This is a genomic window from Jiella marina (assembly GCF_024359545.1).
In the GTDB taxonomy this organism is placed as follows: domain Bacteria; phylum Pseudomonadota; class Alphaproteobacteria; order Rhizobiales; family Rhizobiaceae; genus Jiella.
Genome location: NZ_JAKQZG010000001.1, coordinates 338260 through 352682 on the forward strand (window position 1 = coordinate 338260; position 14423 = coordinate 352682).

General features: G+C 66.0%; 14 protein-coding genes. 9 read left to right on the top strand and 5 right to left on the bottom strand.

Features of this window, described 5'->3' with window-relative positions; all coding sequences use genetic code 11:
- Positions 1–210 precede the first annotated feature (210 nt).
- From MF134_RS01480 to MF134_RS01520, 9 genes are all read left to right on the top strand, one after another.
- Positions 211–1401, top strand: a complete 1191-nt coding sequence (locus tag MF134_RS01480; RefSeq protein WP_255337611.1) for an SIS domain-containing protein — start codon at positions 211–213, stop codon at positions 1399–1401.
- Positions 1402–1457: 56 nt separating this feature from the next.
- Complete coding sequence (locus tag MF134_RS01485) at positions 1458–2498, top strand: ABC transporter substrate-binding protein (RefSeq protein ID WP_255337612.1); 1041 nt, start codon at positions 1458–1460, stop codon at positions 2496–2498.
- 6 nt (positions 2499–2504) lie between these two features.
- Positions 2505–3596: a glutamine--fructose-6-phosphate aminotransferase gene (locus MF134_RS01490; protein WP_255337613.1), complete on the top strand. Its 1092-nt coding sequence runs from the start codon at positions 2505–2507 to the stop codon at positions 3594–3596.
- Positions 3597–3678: 82 nt separating this feature from the next.
- Positions 3679–4710: an ABC transporter ATP-binding protein gene (locus MF134_RS01495; RefSeq protein ID WP_255337614.1), complete on the top strand. Its 1032-nt coding sequence runs from the start codon at positions 3679–3681 to the stop codon at positions 4708–4710.
- Positions 4710–5594, top strand: a complete 885-nt coding sequence (locus MF134_RS01500; protein ID WP_255337615.1) for an ABC transporter permease — start codon at positions 4710–4712, stop codon at positions 5592–5594. Before MF134_RS01495 ends, MF134_RS01500 begins: the two co-directional genes overlap by 1 nt.
- On the top strand, positions 5594–6454 hold the full coding sequence (locus MF134_RS01505) for an ABC transporter permease (RefSeq protein WP_255337616.1): 861 nt from the start codon (positions 5594–5596) through the stop codon (positions 6452–6454). The genes MF134_RS01500 and MF134_RS01505 overlap by 1 nt, the downstream gene beginning before the upstream one ends.
- A 13-nt stretch (positions 6455–6467) precedes the next feature.
- Complete coding sequence (locus tag MF134_RS01510) at positions 6468–7460, top strand: carbohydrate kinase family protein (RefSeq protein ID WP_255337617.1); 993 nt, start codon at positions 6468–6470, stop codon at positions 7458–7460.
- Positions 7453–8355 carry a polysaccharide deacetylase family protein gene (locus MF134_RS01515; protein ID WP_255337618.1) on the top strand — a complete coding sequence of 301 codons (903 nt, stop codon included), beginning with the start codon at positions 7453–7455 and terminating at the stop codon, positions 8353–8355. Before MF134_RS01510 ends, MF134_RS01515 begins: the two co-directional genes overlap by 8 nt.
- Positions 8352–8996, top strand: coding sequence for an aspartate/glutamate racemase family protein (locus tag MF134_RS01520; protein ID WP_255337619.1), 645 nt, complete (start codon positions 8352–8354; stop codon positions 8994–8996). The genes MF134_RS01515 and MF134_RS01520 overlap by 4 nt, the downstream gene beginning before the upstream one ends.
- Here the strand turns inward: MF134_RS01520 and MF134_RS01525 are convergent.
- Genes MF134_RS01525 through MF134_RS01545 form a run of 5 tightly spaced genes read right to left on the bottom strand, consistent with a single transcriptional unit; the run spans position 8993 to position 14411 of the window.
- Entirely contained in the window at positions 8993–9934 is a 942-nt protein-coding gene (locus MF134_RS01525) for a polysaccharide deacetylase family protein (RefSeq protein ID WP_255337620.1), read from the bottom strand. The two genes, MF134_RS01520 and MF134_RS01525, sit on opposite strands and share 4 nt — an antisense overlap.
- Positions 9934–11469, bottom strand: a complete 1536-nt coding sequence (locus MF134_RS01530) for an amidohydrolase family protein (RefSeq protein WP_255337621.1) — start codon at positions 11467–11469, stop codon at positions 9934–9936. Before MF134_RS01530 ends, MF134_RS01525 begins: the two co-directional genes overlap by 1 nt.
- Positions 11470–11473: 4 nt before the next feature.
- Positions 11474–12412 (bottom strand): carbohydrate kinase family protein, encoded by a 939-nt coding sequence (locus tag MF134_RS01535; RefSeq protein WP_255337622.1) that lies wholly within the window; start codon positions 12410–12412, stop codon positions 11474–11476.
- Positions 12402–13589 (bottom strand): SIS domain-containing protein, encoded by a 1188-nt coding sequence (locus MF134_RS01540; protein WP_255337623.1) that lies wholly within the window; start codon positions 13587–13589, stop codon positions 12402–12404. Before MF134_RS01540 ends, MF134_RS01535 begins: the two co-directional genes overlap by 11 nt.
- A gap of 51 nt (positions 13590–13640) precedes the next feature.
- A complete protein-coding gene (locus tag MF134_RS01545) occupies positions 13641–14411 on the bottom strand; it encodes a BtpA/SgcQ family protein (protein ID WP_255337624.1) in 771 nt (256 codons plus the stop codon).
- Positions 14412–14423: the final 12 nt, after the last annotated feature.

Below are 14423 nucleotides of genomic sequence, written 5' to 3' on the forward strand. Positions count from 1 at the left end.
GCTGCAGCTTGCTTCGGAACGTAAAGGACCTTTCGAGCCGATGAACGGAACGGCGAACAGCAAGATCTTCAAGACGACGTCGCGGTCCTGCCGCTACTTCGTCGCGATGCTGTCCGCCCGTCGAAGGTCCCTCGCCTGACCCACTGAACTGTTCGACAGTCCGGCGCCTTCCTGGCCGCCGGAATCCAGTGGTCAGACTTTACGGGTTCCATGAACGATCTAGACAATGAGTCCGTTGCATCCGGCAACGGTGGCCGGTCATTCGCAAGCCACATCGGGCGGGCGGCCGCTTCGATCGACTGCGCGGCGATTTTCGATGCTGCAGACAAGGTCGCGTCCGAACTTCTGTCGCGCCCAGAATTTGCCGGCCGCGACCGATACATCATGGCGGGCTCCGGCGACAGCCTCTTTGCCGCCCGCTCGACGGTCCCCGCAATCAAGCGGTGGAGCGGGATGGATTTCGAGGTTCTGACTTCGATCGAGTTTTCCCGCTACGAACTTGACTTTGCGCCAGATCGCACGGTCCTGATCGCCGTCTCGAATTCCGGAAGCTCGACCCGCACACGCGAGAGCGTCCATTTGGCGAAAGCGTGCGGGATCCCAGCCCTCGGGATCGTCGGCTCGCTGAACGGCCCGCTCGCCGAAATGGCCGATCTCATTCTGCACCGTCCCGTCGCACTGGGCGAGGACAAGCCCGAATGGGCGCCGCGGCTCTATCTCAACATGATCGAATATGTGGGTGCGCTGATCGCCATGTACGGCCTGGGGCTGGCGCTCGGCGAGCGAAACGGTCGTCTTTCCGCCGAGGATGCCGCGACGAAGCGCGAAGCCATCACCCGCGCGGTGGAAGCAATCGGTCACGGCGGCGAGATCGCCGAACCGCTCTGCGACCGACTGCTCGACGAGGCCGGTGATCTCGACACGATCTGGATCATCGGCGCCGGCCCGAACGCCGGAACGGCCGAATACAGCGCCGCGAAGTTCCACGAGCAGGTGCCGATCAACGGCATTCCCCAGGACCTCGAGGAATGGGCTCATCTGCAGTATTTCCTGACACTGGAGCTCGACAAGCCGGCGACCGTGCTTGTCCTCGGACCCCAAGGCCGCAGCTTCGACCGGGCCGCCGAAATGCTGACCGGCATTAGGAATGCCGGCGGCCGAGGCATTCTCGTCACCAACAGCGGGGACGAGGAGGCAGCCCCTGATGCCGCTCTTCGCATCACCATGCCGCTCGTCGAGGACGAGTACCTCACGCCCATCACCTTCCACCTGCCGGCGCAGATCATCGCCATGCATCTCGCCCATCGGCGGGGCGTGGCGCAGACACCGCGCACGCGCCGGGACGATTACTGGCTCATCAGAAAGGGGGACATGATCACCGATCCCGCAAAGCTTCGCTGACGCAACGGCTTCGGCGAAGGCCTGATCATTCGAAAGTCCAAACCAGGAGAATGCAGATGACAATCAACAGACGCACCTTCGGCAAGACGATCCTCGCAGCCGGCGCAGGTCTGGCAATGCCCTCGATCGCCCGCGCGCAGTCCAAGGAACTCGTCATCATCAGCTATGGCGGTCAGTTGCAGGAGCCGCATCGCTGGCTGGCCGACAAGCTGGAACAGGAAGAATCCGGCCTGACGATCCGTCTGATTGCGAGCGAGTCCCAGGACATCGTCGCGCAGATCAAGGCCGCACAGGGCTACAGCCCCTACGACGCGATGCCGAACGGCGAGCCGCCGCATCTCATCGCGATCGACGAAGGCTATATCCAGAAGGCCGATCCCTCGCAGATCCCGAACTACGACAACGTCGTTCCCGGCTTCATCGAGAAGAGCCAAGGCTACGGCGTGCCCGCGACCTACTCGCTGATCGGCATCGCCTACAATGAGGAGATGATCGAGACCCCGCCGACGAGCTGGGAAGATCTCTGGAACGAAGAATACAAGGACATGGTCGGCATCTGCCGCACCTCGTCCAATCTCGGCCTCGGCACGCTTGCGGTGACCGCAAAGATCTTCGGCGGGTCGGAGACCAATCTGGAACCCGGCTGGGAGAAGCTCCAGGAGCTCAACCCGATCGCGGGTCGCAGCCCGAGCGCTCTGGCGCAGATGCTCGAGCGCGGCGAAGTCGGCATCGCGCCCCTGTGGAACAACGATGCGGCGGTTGCCGCTCAAAAGGGTTTGCCGATCAAGTTCGTGAAGCCGAACCCCGGCCCTGTGGCGATCCTGTCCTTTATGTCGGCGATCACCGGAACGCGCTATCCCGAGCTCGTGAACCAGTGGATGAACGGCGTCATCAGCAAGGAATACCAGCAGATGGCCGCCGCCGCGCCGTATTATTTCGGCGTCACGGTCGAAGGCGTCGAAGTCCCTGAGGAGGCCAAGCCCTACACCCCGGCCTCGCCGGAGGAAGTCGCCAATCTCCAGACTGTCGAGTGGAAGGAGATCGTCAAGGTCCGGCCCCAGCTGGTCGAGCGTTTCGACCGGACCTTCGCGAGCTAGGCCTTCATGACGGACACGGAAGTCATTCCGGAGCCGATGCTTCAGGACGTGCGGCGCCAGCCGCACGTCCTCCGGGACCTCGCCGGCCGGGTCGGCGAGATCGCGGAGTTTCATGCCGAGCATCTTGCCGGCGGTACGGGCCGAACAGTCGCCTTCGGCAGCGGCGACGGCTGGTTCGCGGCGCGCAGCGCCACGACTGGGACGTTGCTTGCCGCCAGCGGACTCGAAATCGCCGGCGATGCCGGACCGGAGATGGGTCCCGGTGACGGTGGGATCGCCATTTCCATGTCGGGCAATGTCGATCGGACCGTCGAAGCGGCCGAACGGCTTCTCGCTAGGGGCGCCCGCGTGACGGCGCTGACCAATGGTGGCGGCGGACGTCTCGGCGCGCTCGGCCTTCCCTGCTTTGCGCTCCATCTCAGCGATATCGCTCCGTTCCTGTGCGGCACGTCGAGCTTTCTCACGACCCGCACGGTTCTGGACGCCTTCGCGGCACTCGCTCGCGGCGACGAGCCCGCCCGGATCGCCCGGGTGATCGAAGCGACCGCCGACACGATACAAGCCATTCTGCCGCGAGCCGAAGTGCTCGCGACCGAGATCGCCGCCGATCGCGCTACGGCGCCGGCGATCCGTTTCCTGTCCTGCGGTACGCGGGGGATGGCGATTGCCGACTATGGCGCCGCCAAGCTCGTCGAACTCTGCGCGACGCCGAGCTGGACCGACGATGTCGAGGAATTCGCCCATCGCCAGTACTGGACGATGCAGCGGGGCGAGCTGATGACCATGCTGCCGACGACACCGGTGGTCGCCGAGATCGCCTCGGAATCGGCAAAGGCTCTGAAGGCCATGGACGTGAAGAGCTTGTGGGTCGCGCCGGACGATCTCCCAACCCACGAGGCCGCCTGGTCGCTGACCTACAAGGACAATGGCTGCCATCGCGAGAGCGTCGCGGCCGTGCCGCTGCAGCTACTCGCCTATCATGTCAGCCTGCAGACGGGCTTCGATCCCAACAGGCGCCTCCACCTGAAACAGGACGAGGTCCGCTTCAACACGAGCCGACAGCTCACCCGCCGCTCGCTTCTGGGAACCGGCCAATGAGGGTGCAAACGAGCCCGACGCATTTCTCCCCGAGGCGCGCTTCAGGCGCTGGCTTTCGCCGGAACGAAACGGAGGCGGTCAGATGCCGATCGAAGTAGCGGACATCAACAAGCATTTCGGCAAGCTGCACGTGCTTCGCGATTGCTCGCTGTCGATCCGCGACGGCGAGACGATCACGCTTCTGGGCGCGTCCGGCTGCGGCAAGACCACTCTCCTGCGCTGCATCGCGGGCTTCGAGACGCCCAGCAGCGGCAAGGTGGTGCTGGGCGGCGAAGACGTGACCCGCCTGCCGCCGAACCAGCGGGGCGTGGGCTTCGTCTTCCAGAACTATGCGCTGTTTCCGCACATGACGGTCGCAGAAAACCTCGCCTATGGGCTGAGGGTCCGGCGCGCGGATCGCTCCACGCGCAAGGCCAAGGTCGAGGAGGCGCTGGCCCTGGTCTCGCTGACGGAGTTCGCCGACCGCTATCCCCAGTCGCTCTCCGGTGGGCAGCAGCAGCGCGTCGCGATCGCCCGCGCGCTCGTTCTCAGACCCAAAGTTCTACTTCTCGACGAAGCCTTCAACGCCCTCGACGCCAAGCTGCGCGTGGCGATGCAGATCGAACTGCGCAAGATCGTCAAGCAGGTCGGGATCACCACCATCTGCGTGACCCACGACCAGACCGAGGCCCTGACGATCAGCGACCGGATCGCGGTGATGTCGAAGGGCCAGATCGATCAGTTCGCAACGCCGACCGAGATCTACGATACCCCCACCACCGCCTATGTCGCCGACTTCATCGGCGCGGCGAACGTGCTGCCGGCCGAGCTAGCGGCCAAGCTCCCCTCGCTCGGCGCCAGAGGCTCGAGGGAAGACCGGATGATCGTCATCCGGCCGGAGAACCTGACGGTGCGCCCGACGAAGGGCAGCGAGCCCCTCGCGGGAACCATCGCCTTCGCCCGCATCACCGGGCCCAGCGTCGAATACGAGGTCGAGGCTGCCGAGCGAAAGCTCCGGGTGCTCGTCAGCCGGGCCGATCACGACATGCTGGACATCGGAACGCCGGTCGCCCTCGACGTAGACAAGGCCGATGCCTGCGTCGCCGTTTCCGGAAGCGTGGAGGGCAGCGCGTAATGGCCGCGAGCCTCGTCGACAAGGTCATGAAGGGCGGCGGCTTCTGGCCCGCGGCTCCGGCTTTCCTCTATCTCGTCGTCTTCTTCATCATGCCGATGGCGGTGCTGTTGGCTTTCGGCTTCGTACCGATCCAGCGCGGCACCGTCCAGAGTGCCAACTTCACGCTGGAATATCTGTTCGACGTCCTCACCGACGATCTGTTTTGGCGCGTGTGGTGGCGCTCCTTCTATGTGGGCGTCCTCTCCACCTTCTTCTGCTTCCTCTTCGCCTATCCGCTGGCTTACATCCACACGCTGGTCGGCCGGCGCCTGCAAATGGTGATCCTGATCCTCACCGTGGCGCCGCTGCTCACGAGTGCGCTTGTGCGCACCTATGCCTGGCTGGTGATCCTCGGGGGCCGGCGCGGCGTCGTCAACGCCGTCCTGATGGATCTCGGCCTCGTGTCGCGCCCCTTGCGCATGCTCTATTCCGACTTCGCGGTCATCGTCGGCATGGTGCAGATCCATCTGCCCTTCATGATCCTGCCGCTGATCACCGTGCTCTCCTCGCGAGATCGCAAGCTCGAACACGCCTCCCTCGGCCTCGGCGCAAGCCGCGTGCGCACCTTCTTCAGGATCGTGCTCCCCATGAGCATGCCCGGCATCATCGCCGGCACGACGATCGTCTTCGCCCTGTCTTACACGAATTTCATCATTCCCCAGCTCCTCGGCGGCGGCGGTTACACCACCGTCGCAGTGCAGGTCTACGAGTTCATCGTCGTGATTCTAGACTGGAACAAGGGGGCGATCCTCGCGCTGCTGCTTCTCGTCAGCTGCTTCCTCTTCGTGCTGATGATCACGCTGGCGGGCAACCGCATGATGCGCTGGACGGAGGCCAAGGCCTGATGAGCGAGACCATGACCACCTCCAGGCCCGCCACAGCCGACGTCGCCGAACGCGGGAACGCCTCGAAGGTGATCGACCGGATCGGCGCCACGATCCTGGCGATCATCGCCGTCTGCACCGTCCTCCTGCTGTCGGTGCCCAGCCTGATCGTGATCGCGATCTCCTTCACGGAGACGGCCTATATCGGCTTTCCGCCGCAGGGCTTCACCTTCCAATGGTACGCGGATCTTTTCGCCCGGGACCAGATCATCGACGCCGCGGTCACCAGCCTGCAGATCTCGGCCGCGACCACCTGCCTGTCCCTGGCGCTGGCGATCCCGGCGGCCTACGGCCTGGTGCGCGGCCGCTTCTTCGGCCGGGGCTTCGCGAGCGCCCTCATCGTCGCGCCGCAAATGCTGCCGGGCATGGTGATCGGCGTCGCGACGCTGTTCTTCGGCGCCTATATCGCCTTCCGGCAGTCGAACCTGATGGTGATCCTGGCGCTCACGGTCTTCTGTCTGCCCTTCGCCGTCCGCATGGTGATGGCGCGGCTGACGCAGCTCGATCCGGCGCTGGAAGAAGCCTCGCTCTCCATGGGCGCCTCGAAGACCCGCACCTTCTTCGAGATCACCGCGCGCCAGCTCGTCGGAGCGATCATCGCCGGCGGCGCCTTCGTCGCGATCGAGGCCTTCGACAATCTGACCGTCGCGCTGTTCACCGCCTCGCCGCGCTCGCGGCCCCTGTCGGTCGAACTCTACAATCTCGTCCAGTTCGACTCGAGCCCGATGGTCGCGGCGTTATCGAGCCTCGAGATCCTCGCCGCCTTCGTGGTGATGATCGTGCTGGCGAAGGCGGTCGGCCTCGACCGGCTACGAACATGACGGCGCCGACCCCATGACACCGCCGCGGCTCGTCATCATCGGACAGATCACGGTGGACGACGTCGTCCCGGCCGAGCCCGGCCCGTGGCAGCGCCAGCTTGGCGGCAATGCGCTCTATGCGGCGGCCGGGGCGCGGCTTGTCCTGCCGGAAGGCGAGATCGGCATCGTCAGCCGGCTCGGCTCCGGCATCGACGACGCGATCGAAGGCGATCTGCAGGAGCGCGGATTTCGCACGGCCATCGTCCGAAAAGCCGAGCCGCATCTCGTCGAATGGTTCCTCTACGACCCCGATGGCGGGCGACGGACGGTCCCGAAGGGCGGCCGGTTTCGCGCGATCCAAGACCCCGAAACCGAACGTGAGACCTATCTGGCCGCGCTCGAAGCGATCAGCCCCGCCCCCGAAGACGTCCCGGACACCTGGCGCACGGCACCGGCCTTCCACCTCGCTCCCCAGGTCTGGAAACGCCATGCGGCACATCTCGACGCGATCCCGCCCGGCGCGCTGATCACGCTCGACCCTTCTCCCCACTACGCCGGGGAATGGGACTTGGACATGTTTGCAAGGATGGTTCGGGACGGACTGACATTCCTGCCGTCAGAACAGGAACTCTGCGGTCTGATCCGCTCTGCCGCCTCGCCAGCCGATGCCCCCTCCGTCGCAAAGAGCCTCGTCCAACGGCTCGGGCAGCATGCCGTGGTCAAACTCGGCGCCACCGGCGCGCTGTACTGGCAAGACCGCGGTCGTCACGCTCCGCCGGCCACAGCGGCCGTTGCCGATCCGACGGGCGCGGGTGACGGCTTCTGCGGCGCGTTCGCCGCGGCTCGCGCGCTCGGTTGGGCGCATACGGCTTGCGTCGAAGCGGCGATCGTCGCCGGCGCCATGATGGTCGAATGCCGCGGCGTCGCGGAGGCGCATGATCTCTCGCGCGCGCAGTTCGAGGATCGCCTCGCAGCGTATCGGGCGCATGGGCGCAGCGAAGACCACCGGAGCGCCGAACATGCGTGACCTGACGGGCTATGGCGGCCGGCCGCCGCAGATTGTCTGGCCCAATGGTGCCCGGGTCGCCGTGTCGCTGGTGGTCAATTACGAAGAGGGCGCGGAACAGCAGGTCAGCGACGGTGACACACGGTCCGAGCCGATGGGCGAGGTCATCAGCGTCGTCGAACCGGGTGTCCGCGACCTCGGCCAGGAACAGATCTTCGCCTACGGGATGCGCGTCGGCCTGTGGCGCTTCCTCGACACGTTCGACCGGCGCGGCATCGCGGCGACCTTCTTCTGCTGCGGGCGAGCCGTCGAGCGCACGCCGGAGTTGGCTGCCGAGATCACCCGGCGAGGCCACGAAGCCGCCTGCCACGGCTGGCGGTGGCGCCCGCATTCCGACTATCCAAGCCGAGAGGCTGAGAGCACCGATCTCGACCGAGCCGTCGGCGCGATCGCGGCCGCAACCGGCGAGCGGCCGGTCGGCTTCTTCTGCCGCGGCAGCGAGAGCGTCTGGACGCGCGACCTCCTTCAGGAACGCGGTTTCCTCTACACCTCCAACGCCTTCGACGACGATCTGCCCTATCGGGAGGCCGAGCGGCCGGGGCTTCTGATCGTCCCCTATGCGCTCGACACCAACGACATGAAGTTCTTCCATCCGAACGGCTTCGTGCGGGCGCGCGAAATGGTCGAATATGTCGAGGACGCGCTCAAGCAGCTCGTCGAGGAAGCGCGCGAAAGCGGTCGCTCGTCGATCCTCAATATCGGCTTTCACCTGCGCATCTGCGGCCGCCCCGCGCGCTTTCGTGCCGTCGAAGGCATCCTGGATGCGCTCGACCGGCACAAGGACAGAATCTGGATCACACGGCGCGATGCGATTGCCCGGCATTTCGCTGCGCACCACCCGGACGACGCGTCATGATCAAGCCGGTTCTTCTCATCAATCCGAACAGTTCGGACGAGACGACCCGGCTGATGGTCAGGATCGCCCGTGAAGCCGCATCGACCATCACAATACAGGGGGTCACGGCCTCTGAAGCTCCCCCACTGATCACAAACGAAGCCGAACTGGCGATCGCGGCGGTGGCCGTCTGCCAGATCGAAGTTCCGCCGGTCTATGATGGAGTCATCGTGTCGGCGTTCGGCGATCCCGGCCGAAACGCGCTGGCCAAGCGGCTGGGTGTCCCGGTCCTGGGGATCGCCGAAGCAAGCATGCGTCTCGCCGCTGAGAACGGTCGGCGCTTCTCCGTCGCGACCACCACGCCCGACCTCGTGCGCGCCATCGAGCGGCGCGCGGCGATCCTCGGCCATGGCGCGCAGCTCGCGTCTGTCCGGCTGACGGAGGGGCCACTGGAGGCCGTGATGCGTGATCCCTGCCTACTGCACACCGCGCTGGCCAAGGCGGTGACCCAAGCGGTCGAGGAGGATGGGGCGGAAGCCGTGATCATCGGCGGTGGTCCGCTGGCGGCGGCGGCCCGCAGCCTCGCCGCCACCTCGCCGGTGCCGTTGATCGAGCCGATCCCCGCCGCCGTGACCGCGATCGAGAAGGCTTTGAGCCGCTAACCGGCACCGTTCGACGCGGGTTGCCATTCCGGCAGCCCGATCGCCTGGCGCCAGTGCCGCGCGATCTGGCCGCGTGTCGCAATCCAGGCCTCGCCCGAGGACGCGATCGTGTCGACCACCTGCTCCAGGGCGTCGATCCGGGCCGGCCGGCCGATGATGCGCAGATGCAGGCCGATGGAAAGCATGCGCGGCGCCGACTTTCCCTCCCGTCGCAGGCGATCGAAGGCCGCGAGGCAGTAGCGCGTGAAATCCTCGCCCTGGATAAAGCCGCCGCCCGGCTGAAACCGCATGTCGTTCGTGTCGAACGCATAGGGGAGCACCATGTGACGGTGCCCGTCCAGGTTGACGGCATAGGGCATGTCGTCGTCATAGGCGTCGGAATCGTAGAGAAAACCGCCATGCTCGATCAGCAGGCGGCGGGTGTTCTCCGTCGATGCCGAACGCGTGTGCCACCCGACGGGCGCCACGCCGGCGGCCTCGTTGATCGCCGCATGGGTGCGCGCGATGATCTCCCGCTCCTGGTCGACCGGCATGCCGGCATGGGTTTCCCAGCGCCAGCCATGGCAGCCGATCTCGTGACCGTTCATGACGGCGTCGCGCAGCAGCCAGGAGAGCCGCTCCGCCGCCCGGCCGCAGGTGGAGAACGTCGCAGGGGCGCCATGACGGCCGAGCGCGTCGCGGATCCGCTGGTAGCCGGCACGGGGGCCATAGTCGTAATGGCTGGTCATGCAGGGATCGACCGCGCCGACCACCTCCTCGCGCGCCTCGTAGACGCTCTCGTTGCGTTCGTCGCCGTCAAGCAGGTTGCGCTCGGCCCCCTCCTCCACATTGACGACGAAGGACACGGCGACCGCCGCACCGTTCGGCCAGGAAACCTCGGGAACATCGTCACCATAGCCGCGAAGATTGCGGCCTTCGCCGGGAAAGACGGTGGTCATCAGCCTTGATCGTTCATCTTGTAGTGCGGGGAGCGCGGCGGGAGCCGGTAATTGTCGCGATAGAAGGCCTTCACATGGGGCAGGACGGCCGCCGACAACGCCTTGCGCGCCTGATCCTTGCCCGTGTCGGGTCGGGCGAGTTGCGCCGCGATCTCGGCGAGAACGGCGTCTCGGTCGACCTTGGTGAAGCCCCCGTTCTCATAGACGATCTCGCCGGCGATCATCACCGTGCGAACACTCGTCGCCTTCGCCCGCTGCACCAGAACCTCCTCGAAGGCGATGTCGAGGCTCTGATAGGGATAGGTCACCGCGTCCCAGTCGAACAGGACGAGATCCGCGTTCGAGCCGGGCGTCAGCCGCCCGATGCTCTCCCCGAACGGCGTCGTCGCAGCGCCGTGCTCCGTCGCCATGCGCAGAACGTTGGCGGAGGTCGGTGACGGCGCATCGATGCCCGGCTCGCGATGGGCGCGCAGCACCATGCGCATTTCCTGCAGCATGTCGCGATCGTCGTTGATGCCGGCCTCGTCGATACCGATCGCCACCCGCACGCCCTTCTCCACGAAGCGATTGACCGGCGCGATGCCGCTCTTGAGCCGGAAGTTCGAACTGCAATTGTGGCAGAGGCAGACACCCGCCTCGGCGCAGGCCTCGATGTCCGCGCTCGTCACCCAGACACCATGGCCGACAGTCAGGCGCTCGTTCAGAAGGCCATGATCCGCCAGAACCCGTACGGCGGAGGCGCCCGCCCGCTTGTGGGCGTATTCCTTCTGATAGGCGGTCTCCAGGACATGGACATGCATCGGAGCCTGATAGCGCTCCGAAAGATCCGCAGCGCGCGCGAGCGCCCGGTCGGAAAGCCAGTGAAGGTTCGATGGTCCCAGCTGGACGGCCAGCCGGTTCTCGTCGCGGCACTCCTCGAAGAGCGTCTCGAAGACCGCGGCCTGTTCGTCGAGCGTGTTGCCGAATTCGGCGAAATATTCCGCCAGCGCGGGGCGGACATCCTCCGGCAAACGCTTCAGGAACGCTTGGTCGTCCTCGTAGACCAGCCGGTTCTGATCGCGGAACGCCATCGAGAAGGAAGCGCGCATCCCGATGTCGCGATAGGCTCCGAGCACCGAACGGGATGCCGCCATCAGCCCGTCATAGCCGCCGGGCGCCCGCGAATGGAGATGCTGGACGGTGGTCACACCGGAGGCGATCATCTCGAAGGCCGAGTAGAGCGTGTCGAGATAGAGATCGACCGAACGCAGGCCCAGCCGCGTCGCGAACCAGAGTTCCAGCGAGTGATCGAGCGAGCCGAGCTGGAGCGGCGTGAGACCGACATGATGATGGGCGTTGACGAAGCCCGGCACGACGGCCGTCCGCCCATTGCCGATGCGCTTTGCGTCGGGATAGCGGATTTCGAGCGACGCCTTATCACCGATTTCCGCGACCTTGCCGTCGACCACCACCAAGGCGGCGTCCCGGTGGAGGATCGGTTCGTCGCCGCGAAAACCTTCGAGGATATAAGCCGCCTCGATCAGGGTGGTCGTCATGCCGTCATCCCTTGCCCCGCTCGTCGCGCCAGCCGTCGAGCCTTGTCCGGAAGTCGTCCGCCGAAGCCTCCAGAAGCCGGTCGGCCCCATAGCCTTCGACGGCGATGGAAGCCGTGACCGCGCCGGTTCTGGCGGCAGCCTCGACCGCATCGGGGTCGCGCACGAGAGACGCCATGAAACCGCCGCAGAAACTGTCGCCCGCCCCCGTCGTGTCGATCACCTTCGCGCCAGGCCAGGCCGGCAGGGCGAACTCGGTCTCGCTGCGGCGATCATAGACGAAGCACCCCTCGGCACCCAGCTTGATCACGGCGAGCCAGGGCCCGAGGCTCGTGATGTCGCGGGCGGCCTTGCGAACGTCGCGTGTGCGGAACAGGCGAACGATCTCTTCCTCGCTCGGCATGAAGATGTCGAGGCTCGCGATCATCCGGCGCAGGCGATCCTCATTGCCGGCGATGTAGTCCTCCTGGGGATCCAGCGCCACGACGGCCCTGGTCTCGCGCCTCAGATACGCGACCAGCTCTTCCTGCGCCGAGAGGGCCATGGCGAGGATCATGTGGGCGTCGGCCGCGAGATATGCCTCCGGAACGTCGCGAGGGACCGGCGAAAGCCGCTCGAAATCCGTCTCGCTGGCAAACAGCGTCCATTGCCGCGATCCGTCGGCGCGGTATTCGACGCGATTGTGCAGCGTCGGCAGATCGCGTGCCGGCAGATCCCGCGGCGACAACCCGCCTGCTTCCATGCGCCGGGTGGTCTCTTCCGGAAGGTCGTTTCCGACCGGTGCGATCATCTCCGTTTTGGGCAGGAGAGCGCGCGCGGCCAAGGTCGCGTAGAGCGCGTCGCCGCCGATGCAGCCCGGCCGTTCCGAGCCGTCCGGCAGCACCACGTCGTCGATTGTCAGATTGCCGTAGCAGACGAGCCTCGGGCTCTGACGTTCAGCCGGCATGGGCCGCTTCCGCCAGACGGAATTGCGCACTCGCCAAATGGTAGGCGAAGAGCTGCACGGGGACGCTGTAGCAAAGCGCGGACAGAACCTCCGGCACGGCCGGCAAACGCAGGACCGCGTCGGAATGGGCGTCGAGTTCGCTCTCGTCCCCGGTCACCACGCTGAAGACGCGCCCATTCCAGCTTTTGCCCTGCATCGCGGTGTCCCGCGCCCGCGCCACGGACGGGCCGGCTGGCGCGATGAGGAAAAGCGGGTCGCCCGGCTTCTGCGAATTGTAATGGTGATACTCCTCCATCGGGATGGCGAGCGCGTGTTCCGCCGTGCACTCCTTCACCTTCGCGGCGCCGAACATGGCGGCTGCGAAGGTCGGCCCACCGCCCGCGAAGAGGAACATGCGCTTTTTGGCCTCGGTCTCGGCGATCTCCGCGATTGCTTCGCTGTGCTCGCGCGTCACCCCGGCCATCTGTTCGGGAGCTGCGTCGAGCGCGGCCTGGAGTTCGTCGGCCCGCTCGGACTTGCCGCGGCCGCGAGCGATGTGGATCGCCAATTGCGCGAGAAGCGCGATCGCCGCCGTGCTCGCCTGGGTCGGCCAGCCCTTTCGCTCGGCGTGGATGCGGAGCTTGAAGGTGGATTCCTCCATGATCGGCGAGCCGACCGTGTTGCTGAGGGCGAGTGTTTCGGCGCCCATGGCGCGCGCCATCAGCATCGCTTCCACCGTCCGCGTGGTCGAACCGCTCGAACTGAGGCTGACGACGAGCGTCTTCGGGCCAATGGCATGGTACTGGTAATAGGCGAGATCCAGCGCCTGGATGGGCTCGCAGGGAATGCCGAGCAGTTCCTCGAACAGGGAACGGACGGCAACGTGCACGGCGAGTGAATCCCCGCAGCCGGTCATGACGATACGGTCGAAGTCGCCGCTCGCGATCTTGGCGGCCGCGTCCGCAATCGCCTGCCGTTCGCTCTCGAGTGTCGTCGCGATGGCTTCCGGCTGGCCGTGGATTTCCTCGATCGTGAATTCCACGCGGCGCTTGCGCTTCTCGTCGGTCGGCGCGTCCGTCGGAAGCTCCTTCATCATCCGCTCTTCCGCATCGTAGAGCTCGGAGATCAGATCCTTTGCGCGCTGATCGAGGGGGGAACCAGCCGCCAGAAGCGGGGTCGAAAAGCGGGTCGATGGCATGGACGATGAAACTCCTGATCTGTATTCGGGCGCGAGATGGTTCGAAGGTGACTAGCCGGCCGCCTCCACGAATTGGGCAATGCGCCGCGCATCCCAGCGGTTCATGTCCTCATCCGAAGCGCCGGGGCGAACGAGGGCCGTGCTGACCACCACCGAATCCACGGCCGACAACGCCTCGCGCACGTTCCCGGCCGTCACGCCACCGCCGAGCACGATCGGCCGCTTCACGCCGGCCTGCCGCGCCGCCGCGATCCGCTCAAGCGAATCCTCGAAGGACGAACCGGTGATGACGAGCGCGTCGGCGCCGAGGCCCTCGGCCCAATTCGCCGCCATGTCGTGCGGAACCGGATTGAGCGGCACGGAAGTGCGGTCATGCACATCGGCGAGAATCCGGATGTCCGAGCGGTCGATCTCCTCCCGATAGCGCGTGGCATCGACGCCGAGAGCGTCCTTGATCCCTTCGCTGTTTACCGAGGCTCCGGTGAAGACTTTCAGGCGCACGAAATCGGCCCCTGCGGCGTCGGCGATGGCCAGCGGCGAGATCGCATCGTGGGCCTGCACGATGATGCCCATGAACAGCTCGGGAAATTCCCGGCGAAGGCTGCGCCCCAGCGAGGCCATGCGGGCGATCGTGCGGGGGCTCGCGCTGCCGCGCTCACGCGTTTCGTCCTGGACCTTGATCGCCGTAATGCCGTTCTTCACGAAGGTCTCGGCGTTCGACAGAAGAAAGTCCTCGTACCAGCTGAGCGGCCGCGCAGCGCCATATCCGAAAGGCGGCAGCTGCAGCGCACCGATGATCTTCGGCAAAGAGGATTCCGGCATGAATTGGTCCCG